This is a genomic window from Streptomyces sp. A0592 (assembly GCF_004795115.1).
In the GTDB taxonomy this organism is placed as follows: Bacteria; Actinomycetota; Actinomycetes; order Streptomycetales; family Streptomycetaceae; genus Streptomyces; species Streptomyces erythrochromogenes.
Genome location: NZ_SSBM01000011.1, coordinates 129,434 through 147,193, shown reverse-complemented (window position 1 = coordinate 147,193; position 17,760 = coordinate 129,434). Strand labels below are relative to the sequence as shown.

Genomic DNA, 17,760 nt, shown 5'->3' with positions numbered 1-17,760 from the left:
GGCGCCCGGCCGCCCCGCGTGATCCCGGCGGCCCGAATCCGAGCGAGCCCGCACCCCCGGCCGGGGGTGCGGGCTCGCCGTTCTCAGAGTCCGCCGGCCGGCGATGCGGCGGGCGACAGCTCCTGGGCGGCGCGGGTGATGAAGCGGCGGGTGTGCTCCGGGGTCAGGGCCTGGCTCCGGAGGTGGTCGAACATGGCTCTGTAGTGCCGCACGTCGGATCGTTTCTCCAGGTAGAGGTCGCTGGTGAACCGCTCCAGATACACCGTGCCCGTGGCGGTGTCCGGGAAGTCGAGGATGGAGAACTGTCCAGAGAGTCCCGGGTGGGCTCCCGCCCTGTGCGGGAGGACCTGGAGGGTGATGTGCGGCTGCTCGCCGAGGCGGATCAGGTATTCCAGTTGTTCGCGCATGATCTCGGGACTGCCGACCACCCGGCGCAGGGCGGATTCGTCCAGCACAACCGCTAAACGGAAGGGGCGGGCCGGGTGGTGGGCGCGGGACTGACGGCGTAGCCGCACCTGAAGTCGCACGGCGATCTGTTCCTCCGTGGCCAAAGGGATCGTTTCCTCAATGACGGCTGCCGCGTAGGCGGGTGTCTGCAGCAGGCCGGCGACCACCAGGGGTTCATAGGAACGGACAGCCGCGGCTGCCGTCTCCAGGCCGATGTAGACCGCGTAAGGGACTTCGCCGCAGGCGACCCACCAGCCCTGCCGGTTCGATTCCCTGGCCATCTCCATCAACGAGTCGACGACCTGCCGGTCCGTGACTCCGTAGAGGCAGCACAGGTCCCGCACATCGCGCGGGCTGATCCCGCGACGGCCGGTCTCCAGATGGCTGACCTTGGGCTGGGAGATCAACAGGTGTTCGGCCACCTGCGTACTGGTCAGGCCGCGGGCCAGACGGAGCCGGCGCAGCTCCGCGCCCAGCCGGCGTCGCCTGACGGTCGGGTTTCCGTTCACCGCCACGGGCGGTCTACCTCCGGCTCGGGACTGTCTACCAGCCACAGAAATTGCCGCGCCAGGGCCGGGGTCATGCGGCGGGAAATGATGATCTCGGGCCCGTTGCCGAGTGTCACGGGCCGCGAGCGCAGCCGCGTGCACTGCCCGAGCAGAATTCACCTGAATGCCACAGCCTTCCACCTATCCGCCGGAACCGACCGCTTATCGACAAAGACGGTCTTCGCATCGCACAACGGACGTCGCACTCCGGATGCGGTCCTGTGCGGAAGCGGCCGGAAGCCACCGGCGGATGCACTGCCACTCGATTCGACAGGGCGGACATCGCTCACCAATTCGACAAGGCCGGTGTTCGAGCTCCCGCAAGAAAGTGGGCTCGAATTCTCCCGCTCAACGCCATATGGATTTACGGAAAACTCGATCGGCGCGCCCGCCCTCCACGCGCCTGGTGAAATCACCCTCCTGGCGGCACTTCTCCCGTCCGGCCGGTTTTAACGCATGTCCATATGAGCGGTTCCGCCCCGTACGAGTCAATCCGACCCCATCCGGCAGGGGTGATATCACATGATACGCGCGGTGAGTTTTGATATTTTCATCGCGCCTCGCGATGCGGAATATGTTTGTAATTCCCCCTCCTTACCCTTGCCTGCTTTTGTCACGTGAATGTTGCTGCGTAATATGCGGCGACACGACAAGGCTTCCCGGGCGATCGGTTAGGAGCCCGGTATGCCACGGCCCCCATAGGAAGTGGCCCCCCTCGATGAAGCTGAAATTCCAAGCGGCTCAGCGCCGCACCATGTCCGGCTGGCTGGCCTCGGCCGTCGCCGGAACGGTTGCCGCTGTGATGGTCGCCGCATTGCCCACGCAGGCCCTGGCCATCGCGACACCCGTACCACTGGCCACGGCCGCCAGCTTTTCCGTTCTGGCAGGTCAGGGCGTCACCAACACCGGCCCCTCCGTGATCAGTCACGACCTCGGGACGCACCCGAACCCTGCCATCTCGGGATTCCCCCCCGGCCTGGTGCTCGGCGCCGTGCACGCTGCGGACGCCGTGGCGCTCCAAGCCAAGTCCGACCTGGTCCAGGCTTACAACAACGCTGCGGGACAGGCCACGGACTTCGCGCTCGCGGCGGGAATCGGCGCCGGCCAGACGCTGCTTCCGGGCGTTCACACGGCTACCGCCGGTGTCGGACTCACCGGCGACCTGATCCTGGACGCGGGGGGAAACCCCAACGCCGTCTGGGTGTTCCAGATCCCAGAAGCCCTGACGACTGCCTCCAACAGCCGTGTGCTCCTCACCAACGGTGCTTCCGCGTGCAACGTGTACTGGCAGATCGGGAGTTCGGCGACCCTCGGCACGAACTCCACCTTTGTCGGCACCATCATGGCTCTGACCTCGATCAGCGTGACCACGGGGACGAACATCGAAGGCCGAGCATTGGCACGTAACGGTGCCGTGACGCTCGACACCAACCGGATCTTCCTCGGCGGGTGCGCCACCGGCGGTACGACCACCGGCACGACCACCGGTACGACCACCGGCACGACGACCGGTACCACCGGAACGCCGACCGCCGGATCGACGACCGGTACGACTGTGGGTCTGATCGGTGGCGGCCTCCTGGGCGGACCCATCGTCGACCTCGTGTCAGGCGGCACCTCGGGGAACGTCGCCGGCAACACCTCCGGGAACACTTCGGGCAACACCGCCGGGAACAGCACCGGCGGCAACACCACCGGCGGCAACACGACCGGCGGAACCATCACCGGGGGCAACGTCACCGGCGGGCACGGCGGTCTGCCCGGCGGCCCGGACCACGGCGGACCGGGCGGACCGGGCGGACCGGACCACCACGGGGTGGAGCACCACGGTCCGGAGCACGGCGGGCCGGGCCATGAGCACGAAGAGGGACCCGGTAAGCCGGATCACGGCCACGGCCACGACGGGAAGCCCGGCGACCACTACGGCTACGGCAACAAGCCCGCGGGCCACGAGGGTCACGAAGGCCACGAGGGCTAGACGGCAGGCTGCACGAAGCCCGCTCATCGGATGACGGCGCGCGGCGGAATCCTCATCGATCCGCCGCGCGCCGTCGGTGAGTCCCAAAGACCTCAGGCGAACAGCAGACATGAGAAAGACCGGGTGGGCGGTGTCGAGCAGAATTGAATCTGCGGGCGTGAAGGAACTTCATCAGTCCGATTCCGGTCCGGTCCCCCAACAGCGTCATGATGAAGCGGCCATGCCGGGCAAGCCGCCCATGAGAATCCGCGCAGTGAAGGCGGGACTGGGCACCGCCGTAGCCCTCTGCCTGGTGACGACTCTGGTCCACGTCGTCCTGGTGTTCCTTCACGTTGCCCCCTCCAACCCTGTGTCGAAGCGCTACAGCTCGCAGGTCAACGGCTGGGTGTACCCCCTCTTCGAGCAGAATTGGCGGCTCTTCGCCCCGGACCCCGATTCCTTCAACAGGAAAATCCTGGCGCGAACCGCACACACCGACTCCAAAGGATCGGTGCAGGTGACCCCCTGGTTCGACCTGGCTGCCGTGGACCATTCCGCGGTCGACCACAACGCATTTCCGAGTCACACGTCCCAGAACCTTCTGCGCCGCGCCTGGACCTCTTATGTCGAGACACACGGAGGAAGCGACACGGCACGCTCGGAACGGGCCGTGATGCTGCAGACGTACCTGCGCAACATCGCTGCGGACCGCGTCGCCGCCCACAACGACGGCCGCACCTTCGACTTCATTCAGCTCCGGGTCGTCACACTGCCCGTCGCTGCGCCCGGCACACCGGCCGGGAACCGCTCGCCGGCGCCCACCGAGGACCGGCTCCTGCCCTGGTGGAAGGTGACCTCGAATGGGAAGTGAACAGATCTCCCGGCCCCCCTCCGCGGCAGCCACGCAACACCGGCCCGCGGCCCAGGAGGCTTCGGTCGCCGGTACGGCCCATCAGTGGCTCCTCGACCGGATCGGTGCTCTGTGGTCGCTTCTCACCGACCGGCCGTTCTCCCTGTACGCCGCATCGGTTCTGCGCATCGGATACGGGCTGCTCTACCTGGTCTTCCTGCTGCGCGAGTTCCCGCACCGCGACGACATCTGGGGCCCCGGCTCCCCCTGGACACCGGCGCTGTCACAGCAGCTCTTCGACCAGACGGGCTGGAACAGCGTCCTGCTCCTGTCCGACAGTCGTGCCTACTTCGAACTCTGCTACGTGCTGGCCCTCGTCACTTCCACACTGTTCATGCTGGGCTGGCGGACCCGGGTCATGTCCGTCCTCTTCGCCGTCGTGGTGACCTCCTTCCATGCCAGATCTATCTTCATGACGGACGGGGGCGACAACCTGATCCTGCTGATGGCCCTCTACCTCGTCCTCACCGCGTGCGGTCGGCGCTGGTCCCTGGACGCACGCCGGAACCGGCTCAGGGCAACCCGCGCGGGCGACGCGCCGGAGCCGGTGAGAGGCCTCGCCGTACAACAACTCCTCGATGCCCGTGCCACCTTGACCACGGTGGTCCACAACTGCGGCATCCTCGTCATCGCGGCGCAGGTCTGCTTCCTCTACGGATCGGCCGGCCTGTACAAGATCCAGGGACCGACCTGGGGCGGCGGCACCGCTCTCCACTACGCGCTGAACCTCGAACTGTTCCAGCCCTGGCCGGCGCTCTCCCACCTCGTGGACGCGTACCCGATGGTGATCGCGATCGCCGGCTACGTGACGGTGCTCTTGCAGGTCGCCTTCCCGTTCGTACTCTTCGGCAAGCTCAAGTACCCCGTTCTGACCGTGCTGCTGGGCATGCACATCGGCATCGCCGTGCTCCTGGGACTGCCCCTCTTCTCCGGCGCGATGATCGTCGCGGACGCCGTGTTCCTTCCCGATCGCTTCTACGCCTTCCTGCCCCGCCTGTGGCGGCGCGCAACACGGCGCACCGGGGTGTGGCGGCCGGAACCCGGCCGCGCGGCGGGATCCGCATCCGTACCTCCGCAGGGCCGGCCCGGCGAAGCCGGCTCCACGGATCGAGCCGCTCCGGGAGGGCAGCGGGACACCGCGCCCGCCGGCGGGCTCGCGTCCGGCCCCGCAACACCCTGATCAGCCCTTGACCGTGGCCGTGCGAGCAGCACCTCGGCGGGTGTCGCGCCTGCCGCGGTGCCCAGCGCCGAGCAACGCTGCAGGTCATCCGCCCGGGCGGTTGCCCGGTCGAGTCCCGAAGGCTGTGACAGCGGCTGCGGCCGAGAGGACGGCGAGCAGTGCGAACAGGGCGGGCTATCCGCCGATGGGGCCGGCCAGGACTGCGCCGGCGAAGGGGGCGCGGGCGGCGGTGGTGAGGGCGCCGAGTGCGATCCGGGTGATGGTGCGGGCGGTGCCGCCGAGGTGACGAGCGCGCACCGCGTACAGGGTACGGCCGAGCGTCTGGCCGGCGCCGCCGAGACCGAGGGCCCATGCGGCCTGCGTGGTGGTGTGGCCACGTTCGAGGAGGAGGGGGACGAGGCCGATGACGACGGCGTACATGGCGAACGCGGAGAGGGTGAAGGTGACGGCCAGCATTCAGAACGCCCGGCTGCGCACAACCTGTTCGTGTCCGCAGGTGACGTGCGGCGGGCTCGGCGGGGCCGGCGGCCGCGGGGCTCTCCGTGCGATCGCGTGGGCCGGGACGGTCAGGGAGGCGAGGACGCCGGCGAGCACTGCGTAGGTGGCGCGCCAGGACATGTGGTCGGCGAGGATCGCGGTCAGGGGGGCGAAGACGGTGGAGGCGAGTCCGCCGGCAAGGGTGACGATCGTGAGCGCGCGGATGTGGTCGGGGGCCCACCAGCGGGTGAGGGCGGCGAAGGCGGGCTGGTAGGACGGCGGCCATCGCCGCTCCGGCGAGCAGCCGTCCGGCGAAGAAGACGGCCAGGTGGGGGCCGCGGCTATCACCAGCAGGCTCAGCGACCCCAGGGCGGAGCGGCGGTCATGACGGTGCGGCGGCCACGTTGGTCCAGGACGCGGCCGAGGTAGACCCCGGCTGCGGCGGAGACGACGAGGGCGGCGGAGAACGCCGCGGTGGTTGCGCCCGCGCTCCAACCGGTGTCGGCGGTGATGGCCGGGTTGAGGACGATGAAGGCGTAATAGACGATGCCCCAGCTGGTGATCTGGGTGAGGCAGAGGGCGGGCAGGACGGCACGTGGCCGCGACCGGGCTCCCGCCCCGGTCGCGGCCACGCCGCTTTGAAGGTCGCTCACCTCAACAGCCGCCGGAGGAAGCGGGAGTGGGAGCGACGCCGATGGTGAGGGTGGCCGGAGCCGCGCAGCACCCGCCACCGGTCTCCTCTGCTTACTGCAGCAGCTTCAGGGCTGCAGTCGCCAGTCTTTGTGCGGTGAGGTGTTGTTCGTCGGTCGGCAGGATGAGATGGCTGATGGTCATGCGGACGATGACGTCCGCGGCCATCTGCACGGACTCTGTGTGCTGATGTGGGTATCGCGTGGCCAGCCAGCCCTGGACGAGGGTTTGACCGGCATCGAAGATCGGGTCCGCTCGGGCGGTGAGGTAAGGCAGGAGGCTGTCGGAGCCCTTTCGGGCGGCTGTGATGACGGCCCTTATGAGGGGCTGGTTGTCGGCCTCCTGAAGTACATACAGGATGGCCGCCTGGAGGCAGGCATGGGAATCGGGCACGCCGGGATAGAGGGCATCGGCCACACCCGCCAGAAACTGCTGGGTTTCACGGACTACCAGCGCACGGCCCAGCCCGGCACGGTTGCCGAACTCCTTGTACACCGACGGGCGCGACACTTCGGCGCGGGCAGCGACGGCCAAGAGGCTGACCTGGTCCCAGCCGGCTTCGCACGTGAGGTCGCGAGCGGCGTCCAATACGCGCTGCCTCATCTGTTTGCGCCAGGCAACGCGCGGGGGGTCGGGTACAGGATTACCTGTGAGTGCCGCCAGTTCGATCCGGTGCCTTGCCGCCGCCATAGTGGCCAGTCTGCCAGGGGCCGAAGCCCGTTCGGCGAACCCGGCTCGTGAGTGCGGGTCCGGCGGGCGCGGTGGAGCCGACCCTTGGAGAGGCGGCGGGGCCGGCACCACGTCCTGGCGCCCCAAGTGATCCGCAGGAATCAGGAGCGCTTGCGCCGCGCCACAGAGAGGAGCCCGCCGCCGAGGGCGAGTACCACCGCCGCGATGCCGAGCGGCAGCGCCGGGTTGGAGCCGCCTGTCTCTGCGAGCGGACCGCTTCCGCTGTGCGGCTCCAGCCCAGAGACGCCATCGGTGCCGTCGCCGGCTTGCCCGCCCGGTGAGGTGGCGGCGTCACTTCCGGCGGACTGGCCGCTCCCGGCGGGGGTGTCCTCTTGCCGACCGGGGGAGGAGGCGTCGGAGGCACTTCCCGGGACGTCGCCGCTCTTGGCGCCGAAACCGTAGGCGCCCCGGTCGGGCGTGCCAACGGCTCGGCGGGCTCCGGTGAAGTCGGTGGTGACGGCGGCGAACGGTGTACCAGAGCCGGCGGCCGGGGAGCCCTCGCTCAGCCGGAAGTCCGCGTCCGTCCCGGTGCCCGCCTTGGCGAACTTCGGATCGGCGATGACGTCGTTCGGGCCCTGGACCTCGGGGGCCTTACCGCCGAAGTAGACGTTGTAGTCGTAGGTGACGTCCACATTGCGGGACTTGCTGTTCGTCGCTTGCCCCGGCCGGCCGTACGCGATGTTGTTGAGCAGCCGCACATCGGCACTGTCATGCGCGAAAATGTTGGCGTAGCTCTCCATGCGGGTGCTGCGCCCGTTCCCGTAGGCCGTGTTGTGGACGATGTCGACGTGCTGGCTCTTGTAGGAGTGGATGCCGGAGCCGCCGTTGTCGTAGGAGAGGTTGTTGGCGACCAGTACGCGTCCGTTGTAGGCGGGGTGATCGGCGTCGCCCTTGAGGGTGTCGATGATGATGCCGTTGCCGTCGGAGTAGCAGCCGCACTTCTCCCATTTGATCTTGGTCTCGTTGTCGTGGACGCGGTTGCCGGTGATGCGGATCTTGTACGTACCGGCGTCGCCGCCCCCCACGTCGCGCGGGGTGAGGACGGAGATGCCGCTTGTTCCGTACACCGCGTACCAGGAGTTCCCATGCACGTGGTTGCCGGAGATGGTCACGTGGTCGGAGTCGATGGCCGATATGCCGCCGCCGGCGCAACCGTGCACCTCGTTGCCGGTCACCTCGACGTGGTGCGACAGCGCACCCGTGGACCGGTCCCGTTCCAGGGAGATGCAGTTGGTGTTGTAGGTGGGGTCGCCCTTCTTCGATTCCCGTTCAGCTCCGGCCAGAGTGAGGGCCCCGTTGTTGCCCTTGACCTCTAGGTTTTTGATGGAGATGTAGGAGGCGCCGGAGACGCCGATGCCGTTCCACGCCTTCACCGGGTGGATCACCGGATGGTGGCCGGGATGAGCGGTGAAGGTAATGGGGGCTCCGGGAAGGCCGGAGCGCTTGATGGTCAGCACGCTCGACCCCGCAGAACGCTCGGAGTACGTGCCGTTCATGATCGAGACGGTGTCACCCGGCTCGACGCTGTCCGCGGCCTTCTGGAGGGTCCGGAAGGGAGCTTGGGTGGACGTGCCCGAGTTGCTGTCGTTGCCGCTGGGACTGACGAAGTACGTGCGGGATGCGGCGTGCGCCGTACCGGCTCCCATGGTGGCGAGGCCGAGCGGGGCGGATGAAGCGAGCAGTGCTGCGGTCAGGGCGAGGGTGCTCGTGCGTTTCACTGTTGCCTGGTCTCCCAGTTTGTCCTGATGAAGCGGCTGGCGCCCTCCGTGGGCCGTAGCCGCGAGCAGAGAGCACGCAAAGGGAGGCACTTCGTCCATATCGCCGCGCCGAGGCAAGGCGCCGGGCAGTGAAGCCCGGGGGCGTTGCGCTCCGAAGTCCGCTGTGAGGGGGGTGAGTTACTCGAGTGACAGTTCCAGACTGGAAAATTGAACGCAACCCCGGACTAGATGTAAACGTTCTGACGGTACGTCATTCCAGCGCCGCGCCCAACTGACGCTGCGGAGGACCGCAGGGTGACCGGCCTGCCCACGGGTCACAGCAAGGGCGGCTCGGAATTCGGGATGGGCTGGAGGCCGTCAACGCTCATTGATGGGGCAGAAGTTGATGCGCACACTGCAGCGACGGCCGATCCCACCGGCGAGCGTGTTCCTGCTACGGCCATCCGTCCGCCGAGAGGCCGTCTTGACGGGATCCCCGCCCGTCTTACAACCTCGACATCCGCGCCCTGTACCCATGCTGGCCAGTACTCGCTCGCGGGTTCGGGGGCGTCGTACTCGCGCCTACGACGGACTGCCGCGCGTCGATTCTTCGTTCGGATGGCGCAGGCGCCCGCCTGTTGCGAGCGTCGCTGGCTGATTTCTGCGGCGCGGCCAGGTCCACTCCTTGCTACAGAGCGTTACACCGAGCAGCCTCAGGTCTCGATTGCCACTGCGACCCAGCAGCAGGACGCCAACAGAGCTGACGAACTGTCACCAAAGTCAGCATTGGGTCAGCATTTGGTCCTGGCAAAGCTGACCCCAGCTGGTCACACCTGGGAGACGTCGAGGGCCCGGAGAGGGTCGCGCGGAGCCTCCCGCCGCTCGCCTCGTCGGGATGATCTCCGCGTGGGATGCGGCCTCTCCTGGGCTGATCTCGGCCGGGCGGCCTGCTTCAGGAAAGTGCAGGTCAGCGCACCCGGCCGCGTGCTTTCAGGGGCACCGGCGGGAGCTGCGGCGCGGGGATCGGGGGGCCGTCGTAGCCCTTCACTTCGCCGTAGCGGGTGCCCTCCATCCAGTCCTTGCGGGCCTGTACGATCTCCTCGTTGGAGCGTCCGATCCAGTTCCAGAACATCACGATCTCCTCCTCGAACGGTTCGCCGCCCAGGAGCATCAGGCCCGCGTCCGAGGCCGCGCGCAGGGGGAGTTCCGTGCGGCCGCAGCCGAGGTAGAGCATCGAGCCCGGGAGGACCGGGACGCCGTCGACGTGGGCTTCGCCGGACATCGACAGGACCGCGTACTCGAAGTCCGGGTCGAGCGGGAGCCGGGTCTCGGTGCCCGCCGCCAGGGCCAGGTCCGCGCCCACGATCGGTGTGTACGCGGTGCCGGGCGAGGTCGACGTGTCCAGGGTGCCGAGGATGACCGTCGCCGTCAGGCCCGGGGCCGTGACCGTCGGCAGGTCCGCATGGTGCTGGAAGTGCGGTTCGACGTTGCGGTGGGCGTCCGGCAGGGCCACCCACAGCTGCGCGCCGTGCAGGAAGCGCGCGTGCGGGCGCGGGCTCTCCTCGGAGTGGCTGATGCCGCGGCCCGAGGTCATCAGGCCCAGCTCGCGCGGGCGGATCGTCTCCAGGCTGCCGACGCTGTCGCGGTGCAGCACCTCGCCCTCGTGGAGCCAGCTGACCGTCTGGAGTCCGGAGTGCGGATGCGGCGCGACCTGCATGCCGGGCTCGTCGGCGATGTCGTCCGGACCGTAGTGGTCCACGAAGCACCAGGCGCCCACCATGCGGCGGCCCAGGTTCGGCAGGAGTCGGCGGACCTCGGTGGACTCCCCGAGCTTGACCGTGCGCGGGCTGAGGAGCTCGCGCACCGGTTCGGCCACGACGAAGCCGCGGCCGCCGCAGGCGGAGAGAGCGGGCTGGCGATCGAGATTGCTCATGGGCACAACCTAGCCCCGTGGGGGCGGCCGTGTTGAGTGGAATGTTCCGGCTGCCAAGCGTGTTGGAGGCAGCGGACGAACCACCTGAACGGCGGAAGGGACGCGATGAACGCGCCGACGGAGTACTACGAGCACGGGACGGCAGCCGAGCGCTGGGCGCGCGCCCAGCTCTTCTTCGAGGCGCGGGAGTACGCGACGGCCGCCCGCATCCTGGAGCCGCTGGCGGGCGAGGCGGCCGAGCAGCTGGCGCCGCGGCTGCTGCTGGCCCGCGCCTACTACCACTCCGCCCAGCTCTCCCGCGCCGAGCGCGAGCTGCGCGCCGTGCTGGAGCGCTGGCCCGTGGAGGACTACGCCCAGCTCATGCTCGGTCGCACCCTGGAGCGCCTGGGCAGGCCGGAGGAGGCCCGCCCGTACCTGCGGATGGCCGCCGCGATGGCCGGTGAGTTCCCCGAGTAGCGGGGCACACGGACGGCCCCGGCCCCGTGCGTGCGGGGCCGGGCGGCCGCCTCGGTTAGCCTGGGGACACGATGAACCGTCTGACCACGCCTTTCGGCTCCTACGAGCTCACCCGCTTCCCCGAGGACCCGCGCGACCGGCTCCGCGCCTGGGATGCCGCCGACGAGTACCTGCTGCGCCACCTCGACTCCGGTACGGGGGAACGCGGTCCGGTGGACCTGGCCGGCGCCGGGCAGATCACCGTCCTCGGTGACCGCTGGGGAGCGCTGACAACGGCACTGGCCGCGTTCCACCCGACACAGATCACCGATTCCTACCTCTCCCGGGCGAGCACCGCGGCGAACCTGGACCGGGCCGGGATCGGCACCGCCAAGTCCACGGTGCGGCTCCTGACCACGCAGGACCCGCCGCCCGAGCGGATCGACGTACTCCTCGTACGGGTGCCCAAGAGCCTGGCGCTGCTGGAGGACCAGCTGTACCGGCTGGCGCCGCACGTGCACGCGGGCACCGTCGTCGTGGGCACGGGCATGGTCAAGGAGATCCACACCTCCACGCTGAACCTCTTCGAGAAGATCCTCGGCCCGACCAGGACCTCGCTCGCCGAGAAGAAGGCCCGGCTGATCTTCTGCACGCCCGGCGCCACCGCGACGCGGGGCGACGACCCGTGGCCGGTGACGTACAAGCTGGACCAGGAGGCGGGCTCGGGCGCCGGGCTGACGGCCGTCAACCACGCAGGCATCTTCTGCGCGGACCGGCTCGACGTCGGCACGCGCTTCTTCCTGCAGAGCATCCCGACCAACACCAACGGCGCCCGGGTCGTGGACCTCGGCTGCGGCAACGGCATCGTCGGCACCGCCGTCGCCGTCGCGGACCCGCGCGCCGAGATCGTGTTCACCGACGAGTCGTACCAGGCCGTCGCCTCGGCGAAGGCCACGTTCCGCGCCAACGTGCACCGTGAGCGCGAGCGGGCCGACTTCCTCGTGGGCGACGGCGTCGCCATGCTGGATCCGGGCTCAGTCGACCTGATCCTGTGCAACCCGCCCTTCCACTCCCACCAGGCGACGACGGACGCGACGGCGCTGCGCATGTTCGCCCAGTCGCGCAAGGCGCTGCGGCCGCACGGCGAGCTGTGGGTCGTCGCCAACCGGCACATGGGCTACCACACCCACCTGCGCCGGCTCTTCGGCAACAGCGAAGTCGTCGCGAGCGAGCCGAAGTTCGTGGTCCTGCGGGCGGTCAAGCAGGATCGTCCGCGCAGCACGCGCCCTATGTGACCTGCCGGTACGTCCTACACTCTGGCGCGTGAGCAGCCAGGTGGAGGACGTAAGCGGTGGCGGGCGCTACCGGCGGGAGGACGTGGCCCGGGCGGCCGGCGTCAAGGTGCGCAACCTGCGCTACTACCAGGAGCGCGGGCTGCTGCCACCGCCGCGCCGGGAGGGCCGCATCGCCTGGTACTCCGACGACCACCTGACCCGGCTGCGCCTGATCAGCGACCTGCTGGGGCGCGGCTACACGGTCAACGGCATCGCGGAGCTGCTGAACGCGTGGGAAGAGGGCGGCGGGCTGTCGCAACTGCTGGGCCTGGAGCGGGAGATGACCCGCGACTGGGTGCAGGAGGAGCCGGTGACGATGACCCGGGCCGAGCTGCGCGAGCTGTTCGGCCCGACGGCCACCGCCGAGGACACCCGGCGGGCCGCGGAGCTCGGCTACGTCACGGTCGACGGGGACCTGGTCACCTACCCGAGCCGGCGGCTGCTGGAGGCGACGCTGGCTCTGGTGCGGCAGGGGGTGCCGCTGACGGAGATCCTGGACGCCGGGGAGTTCGTACAGGCGCAGGCGGCCGCGCTCGCGGACCGGTTCGTCGGACTGTTCCGGCGGCATGTGATCGGCGCGGAGGGGCTGGAGCTGCTTTCGGCCACCCAGCTGCAGCACATCACGGCGGCGGTGACGGCCCTGCGGCCGGTGGCCGGTGAGGTCGTGGCCACGGAGTTCGCTCGGGCGATGGCCCGGCGGGTGGACGCGGAAGTCGCCGAACTGCTGCGTACGGAGCAGTAGGAGTCGGCTCAAAGGGTGCGCTCGCACAACCTTGCCAACCACCATTGGCACTCTTACATTCAACTCGTCGGTAACAACGGTGCACAGCCGAAATAAGGGACGCTTCCATGACCGGTTCCCCCCATTTACCCGACGATCACAGCGAATCCGGCCGCGTCCGCTGGCGTCGGTTCGCCGTCCTGACCGTCCCCGCCGTCGCGGTGACCGCGGGCCTCGGCATCGCCCTCGCCCAAGGCGCGCTGGCCGCCTCGTTCGCCGTGTCGGGACAGCAGTTCAAGGTGTCGGCGAGCAGCCTGGAGGGCGAGGGATTCGCCCAGTACGGCGGCGTCGACGTCAACGCCCGCGAGGAGCTCATCCCGGTGGCCGTCACCGCCATCCGGGAGGCCAGGCTCCACAACCTCTGCCAATCCGTGGTCACCACGCTCCCGGTGATCGGGGACATCTCGCTCAACCTCACCGCGGGCAAGAAGACCCCGGTGGAGGCGAGCAACCTCTTCGTCGACGCGACCCAGCTCTCCGGCGACGCCGTCTTCAGCAACATCGAGATCGGGCGTGACGCCTCCACCCTCGACAAGGGGCCGGCCGACGCGCAGGGCATGCAGGACCTCTTCGCCCAGCAGGCCGACACGGTCCGCATCAGCAATCTCCAACAGACGGCGTGGGCGACGAACGCCGGCACCTTCAAGCTCTCCGGCCTCAGCATGAACGTCAGCAAGGGCAAGAAGGAATGCTTCTGAGCCGCCGTCAGCGGTGGCGCCGGTGGCGGCGCAGCAGGCCCTTCTGGGGCGGGCTGTTCGCGATCCTGGCCGGGGCGTGGATCTGCGTCCTCCCGCTGGCGCCGCTGAAGGTGATGCTCCAGCAGGGCGTGGCGGGGATCCCGTCCGTCCTGATGGGCATCGTGATGGTCGTGCTCGGCCTCACCGCCTGGTTCTCACCGCCCCAGCGCGCTCTCGCGGGTGTCCTCACCACCCTGATCGCCACCGCCGCGCTGGTCCTGTCGAACCTGGGCGGGTTCCTGATCGGCACCCTCCTCGGCATCCTCGGCGGCGGCCTGATGTTCGCCTGGCAGCCGTACGCCGCCCGACACGCCGGGGGCGCGGCGCCGGCCGCGGAACCGGACCCGGACCCGCCCCGGGCCACGCCCCCTCCCCCCACCCCGCACTCCGATCCCCAAGGAGCACAGCCATGAGCCGCACGCGCACCGCGCTCGCCCTCGGGACGGCCGCCGCCGGAGCCATAGCGCTCGCCTCGGTCACCGCCTCCGCCGCTCCCGCGCCCGTGGCCGGATCGACCACCGTCACCCCGGCCGGCCACGACTTCAAGGCAGTCCTGAGCGGAAAGGCCACCCTCAAGGCCGGTTCGGTGACGGTGACCTGCACGGTCTCCGTCTCCACCGGAACGGTGCCGGCCGCCCCCGGCAACACCAACCCGGCCGGGGCCGTGTCCTCGCCGATCTCGCCGCCGACGTACAGCTCCTGCACCTCCAGCATGCCGGGGGTGACCCCGACGGTCACCACCAGCGGAGCGTGGGCGGTCTCCATGCAGGACGGCTCGCCGATCACCGCCACCATGACCGTTCCGACCGGCGGGCTGGTCCTCAAGACGACCGGCCTCGCCTCCTGTACGGTCACCACGGCGCCCACGGCTCCGGCGAACGTCCCCGGCACCTGGGCCAACGGCAGTCCGTCGAGCCTGACCTTCACCAACGCTTCCGTACCGGTCAAGGTCACCGGCGGGTTCGGCTGCCCGACGAGCGCGACAGCGTCCGTCTTCAACGCGGTCTACAAGGTCTCCGACCTCACCGACCCCGCGCAGGACATCACCGTCGGCCCCTGATCCGGCCGGCCGTACGAAGCCAGGCCCGTCCGGCCCCGCGACGTCCGGGGGCGGGACGGGTCCGACTGCCGCCCGGCGCATCCCGGGCGGGAAAATTGCGTTGCCGGACCGTGCGGGCCGCGAGAGGGTCGACGTCATGCCACAGAGCACCGAACCCCCGCAGCAGTCCGCCGCGCGCCCGGCCCGCCGGGACGTCTCCGACCTCTTCTCGGGCGGCCGCCTGACCGCGATCCCGCGCAAGGCGGCCCGCCGGGATCAGCTGCTCGTCCACCTGACCGAGACCCTCTTCTCGGCGGAACGGACCTACACGGAGCCCGAGGTGAACGAGGCGCTGCGCACCGTGCACGAGGACTGCTCTGCGCTGCGGCGCTACCTGATCACCTCGGGCCTGCTCACGCGGACCCGCGACGGCCGCAGCTACCGGCGGTCCGCGACCGCCCTGTAGGGGAACGTCAGCCGGTGGTGCGGCGCGGGCGGGTGCGGCGCACCAGCAGCCAGCCGGCCGCCGTGAGCCCGAGCGCGCCGCCGGCGAGGGAGGCCACGGCCGTCCCGGTGGAGGCGAGCGCACCCCCGGCGGGGGTGGTGCCCGTACCGCCGACCGTGGTGCCGGATGCCCCTCCGACCGAACCGCCCGCGCCGCCGGCGGTGGCCGCGGAACCGTCCGTGCCGGCCGAAACCGCCGAGCCGCCGGAGCCGCCCGCCGTGCCCCCGGTCGCGCCGCCGGTCGTGGGCGGGGTACCGCCACCACCCGTCGCGGGGTCCGCGGCGGTGACGGTGAGCGTGGCCGGGGAGGTACGGCTCACGCCCGCGGCGTTGGCGAACTCGGCCCGGTAGCGGCGGCCGTTGTCGGCCGCCGCGGCCGTGAAGGAGTACGTGGCGGAGGCCGCACCCGGTACGGCCTGCCAGGTCCGGCCCGCGTCCGTGCTGAACTGCCAGGCGACGGTGGGCGCCGGGGTCCCCTCGGCCTGCGCGGTCAGGGCGACCTCGGCCCCCGCAGCGACGGTCCGGTCCTCGGGGCTGCGGGTGATCCCGGGTGACGTGGAGCGCTCCAGCCGGGTGATCCGGCCGGCGGCGGGGTCCGACACGAAGACGGCGGCGCCGCCGGGCTGGACGGCGACGGCCGCGCCGCCCAACTGGGCGTGGTTCCCCGGGAGTACGACGGGCCCTGCGGCCTCCTTGAGGTCCCGGGTGCGGTGGACGGTGAGCGCCCCGTCGCCGTCGCTCCCCGGCTGTGAGGTGTCCCCCGTGTCCTGCCACACCACGAAGGCCTCGTGCGTGGCGGCGTCGAACCCGGCCGCGCGGGGCATGTCCGACCCGGCGCCGCCCCTGACGGTGCCGATCGGCCTGCCGGCCGCGTCGTGGACGACGACGGAGGTGTCCAGTCCGACCCACACGGCGCCGGTCTCGGGATCGACCTCGGTGAAGCCTGCGAGGCTTTCCCCCGCCGGGAGTTCGACGGTCGCGGCGACGGTGAAGGAGGCGAGGTCCACGCGGTGCATCCGGCGGTTGCCGAAGTCCGTGAACCACACCGCGCCGCGCGTCCGGTCGTGGGCGAACCGCTCACCGCCCTCCAGGGTGAGGGAGCGCCTGACGGCCGCGGTGGCGATGTCGACCTCCGACAGTACGGAGCCCTGCGCCACCAGCACCGTCGAGGCGCTGGGCCCCGGGGCGGCGTCGGTGACGGGCCCGCCCGGCACCCATGCCCCGGCCGCGGCGGCGTCCCCGTCCTTGGCCGTGCCGATGCCCCGCAGCGGGTAGACGAAGACGGCCCCGTCGCCGGGCAGGGGCGCGACGAGCTGCCGCACGGCCCGCCGGCCGAGCGTGCCCGTGGGTCCCGGAGCCTGGCTGACGGTGCTGCGGACCTTGCCGTCGGCGGGTTCCAGGACGTGCAGACCGCTCTCGTTGGCCTCCGTGGTCTCGGGCAGATCGTCCGAACCGACGTACAGCTTCTTCGAGTCGGGGTGCAGGAGCAGGTCGCGGGCCCTGCCAGCGGTGGTGAACTGCGCGGTCGTCCGGTACACGACGGTGCCCTGCGGCACGTCGCCTCCCTCGCCCCCGGCCGCCGAGACGGGGCTGCCGGCGGCGGCCGAGGCGAGCACGAGCGCGAGCGCCGCGGAGGCGGTGCCGGCGCGGCCGGGGGTGAGGGGGTGTCGGGGTGTCATGGCTTCCTCGTCGACGGGCGGACCGGGGTACGGCGGAACGGGTTGCTGGATCCCGTTAGTTGAAGGTCACCGGGACGTGGACGTCGTACTTGCGGTTCGAGGAGTTGAAGTGGTCGGCGCGCGTGACGACGGCGCACTCGACCGTCTCGCCGCAGATCTGGCCGCCGCCCAGGTCGGCCTTGACGTGGATGGTGACGCTGAAGCTGCCGCCCGGTCCGTACTTGGAGGTGTTGGCGAGCGTGCCGCCCAAGACGTTGTTGATCCAGTGCGAGGCACCGGTGGTGCCGGACTGGTCCGAACCGCCCAGACAGGGGGTGGGCTTGGTCGCGCCCTGGGCTCCGTCCACCGCGCAGAGTCCTACGTATATGCCCTTGCCGGTGTTGAATCCGCTGCCGGTGACCGTGACGTTCTGCCCGGTCGCGGCGGCGGAAGAGGGCGCCGTGACGCTGAGGTTGTAGGTGGCCGAGCCGTCGGTGACCGTGCGCGTCGAGGTGGCGGCCGAGGCGGAACCGGCCGCGCCGACGGCGAGCGCGACGGCGGCGGAGGCGGCGACGGCCGCGCGGGCGGCGATTCGGGGCAGGGAGTCGGCGGAGGCAGCACGCATCGCGGAAACACCTTTCGGGTGCGGGAATCAGCGGAATTGAGGTAAGGCTAACCTAATCTCGATCAAGCGTGTACGGCTG

Annotated in this window: 16 protein-coding genes and 1 pseudogene; 10 read left to right on the top strand and 7 right to left on the bottom strand. The window is 70.3% G+C overall.

The genetic code is table 11. The features are described from left to right. Positions 1–83: 83 nt before the first annotated feature. Positions 84–962, bottom strand: coding sequence for a helix-turn-helix transcriptional regulator (locus E6U81_RS18265; protein WP_136231147.1), 879 nt, complete (start codon positions 960–962; stop codon positions 84–86). A 751-nt stretch (positions 963–1,713) separates the two neighbouring features. Between E6U81_RS18265 and E6U81_RS18260 the strand changes: the two genes are divergently transcribed. From E6U81_RS18260 to E6U81_RS18250, 3 genes are all read left to right on the top strand, one after another. Further along, positions 1,714–2,973: an ice-binding family protein gene (locus E6U81_RS18260; RefSeq protein ID WP_136231146.1), complete on the top strand. Its 1,260-nt coding sequence runs from the start codon at positions 1,714–1,716 to the stop codon at positions 2,971–2,973. A 109-nt stretch (positions 2,974–3,082) separates the two neighbouring features. Continuing rightward, positions 3,083–3,823, top strand: a complete 741-nt coding sequence (locus E6U81_RS18255) for a DUF5819 family protein (protein ID WP_136231145.1) — start codon at positions 3,083–3,085, stop codon at positions 3,821–3,823. After that, positions 3,813–5,042, top strand: a complete 1,230-nt coding sequence (locus E6U81_RS18250; protein WP_136231144.1) for an HTTM domain-containing protein — start codon at positions 3,813–3,815, stop codon at positions 5,040–5,042. Before E6U81_RS18255 ends, E6U81_RS18250 begins: the two co-directional genes overlap by 11 nt. An 84-nt stretch (positions 5,043–5,126) precedes the next feature. On the opposite strand, the pseudogene E6U81_RS18245 reads toward E6U81_RS18250, so the two are convergent. The 4 genes and pseudogenes from E6U81_RS18245 to E6U81_RS18230 form a co-directional block, all read right to left on the bottom strand. Continuing rightward, positions 5,127–6,172 (bottom strand): annotated as a pseudogene (locus E6U81_RS18245) (MFS transporter). Between the two features lie 91 nt (positions 6,173–6,263). Then, complete coding sequence (locus E6U81_RS18240) at positions 6,264–6,899, bottom strand: TetR family transcriptional regulator (RefSeq protein ID WP_136231143.1); 636 nt, start codon at positions 6,897–6,899, stop codon at positions 6,264–6,266. A gap of 140 nt (positions 6,900–7,039) precedes the next feature. Continuing rightward, positions 7,040–8,656 carry a right-handed parallel beta-helix repeat-containing protein gene (locus E6U81_RS18235; RefSeq protein ID WP_168714657.1) on the bottom strand — a complete coding sequence of 539 codons (1,617 nt, stop codon included), beginning with the start codon at positions 8,654–8,656 and terminating at the stop codon, positions 7,040–7,042. A gap of 946 nt (positions 8,657–9,602) precedes the next feature. Further along, positions 9,603–10,568, bottom strand: coding sequence for a pirin family protein (locus E6U81_RS18230; protein WP_136231141.1), 966 nt, complete (start codon positions 10,566–10,568; stop codon positions 9,603–9,605). Between the two features lie 105 nt (positions 10,569–10,673). On the opposite strand from E6U81_RS18230, the gene E6U81_RS18225 reads away from it, so the two are divergent. From E6U81_RS18225 to E6U81_RS18195, 7 genes are all read left to right on the top strand, one after another. Beyond that, positions 10,674–11,024 (top strand): tetratricopeptide repeat protein, encoded by a 351-nt coding sequence (locus E6U81_RS18225; protein WP_136231140.1) that lies wholly within the window; start codon positions 10,674–10,676, stop codon positions 11,022–11,024. A 71-nt stretch (positions 11,025–11,095) separates the two neighbouring features. Further along, positions 11,096–12,298: a methyltransferase gene (locus E6U81_RS18220; protein WP_168714656.1), complete on the top strand. Its 1,203-nt coding sequence runs from the start codon at positions 11,096–11,098 to the stop codon at positions 12,296–12,298. Positions 12,299–12,326: 28 nt separating this feature from the next. Beyond that, entirely contained in the window at positions 12,327–13,079 is a 753-nt protein-coding gene (locus E6U81_RS18215; protein ID WP_240803886.1) for a MerR family transcriptional regulator, read from the top strand. 107 nt (positions 13,080–13,186) lie between these two features. Further along, positions 13,187–13,816: a DUF6230 family protein gene (locus tag E6U81_RS18210; protein WP_136231139.1), complete on the top strand. Its 630-nt coding sequence runs from the start codon at positions 13,187–13,189 to the stop codon at positions 13,814–13,816. Then, the gene (locus E6U81_RS18205; protein WP_240803885.1) at positions 13,807–14,268 is read left to right on the top strand and encodes a DUF6114 domain-containing protein; all 462 of its coding nucleotides are present in this window, start codon (positions 13,807–13,809) and stop codon (positions 14,266–14,268) included. The genes E6U81_RS18210 and E6U81_RS18205 overlap by 10 nt, the downstream gene beginning before the upstream one ends. After that, positions 14,265–14,915, top strand: a complete 651-nt coding sequence (locus tag E6U81_RS18200; RefSeq protein WP_136231137.1) for a hypothetical protein — start codon at positions 14,265–14,267, stop codon at positions 14,913–14,915. Before E6U81_RS18205 ends, E6U81_RS18200 begins: the two co-directional genes overlap by 4 nt. Positions 14,916–15,051: 136 nt before the next feature. After that, positions 15,052–15,360 carry a DUF2087 domain-containing protein gene (locus E6U81_RS18195; RefSeq protein WP_136231136.1) on the top strand — a complete coding sequence of 103 codons (309 nt, stop codon included), beginning with the start codon at positions 15,052–15,054 and terminating at the stop codon, positions 15,358–15,360. A gap of 7 nt (positions 15,361–15,367) precedes the next feature. Here E6U81_RS18195 and E6U81_RS18190 read toward each other — a convergent pair whose 3' ends face one another. Both E6U81_RS18190 and E6U81_RS39870 read right to left on the bottom strand, forming a co-directional pair. Beyond that, positions 15,368–17,077: a hypothetical protein gene (locus E6U81_RS18190; RefSeq protein ID WP_136231135.1), complete on the bottom strand. Its 1,710-nt coding sequence runs from the start codon at positions 17,075–17,077 to the stop codon at positions 15,368–15,370. Positions 17,078–17,132: 55 nt separating this feature from the next. Continuing rightward, positions 17,133–17,681: a hypothetical protein gene (locus tag E6U81_RS39870; protein ID WP_168714655.1), complete on the bottom strand. Its 549-nt coding sequence runs from the start codon at positions 17,679–17,681 to the stop codon at positions 17,133–17,135. Positions 17,682–17,760 lie beyond the last annotated feature (79 nt).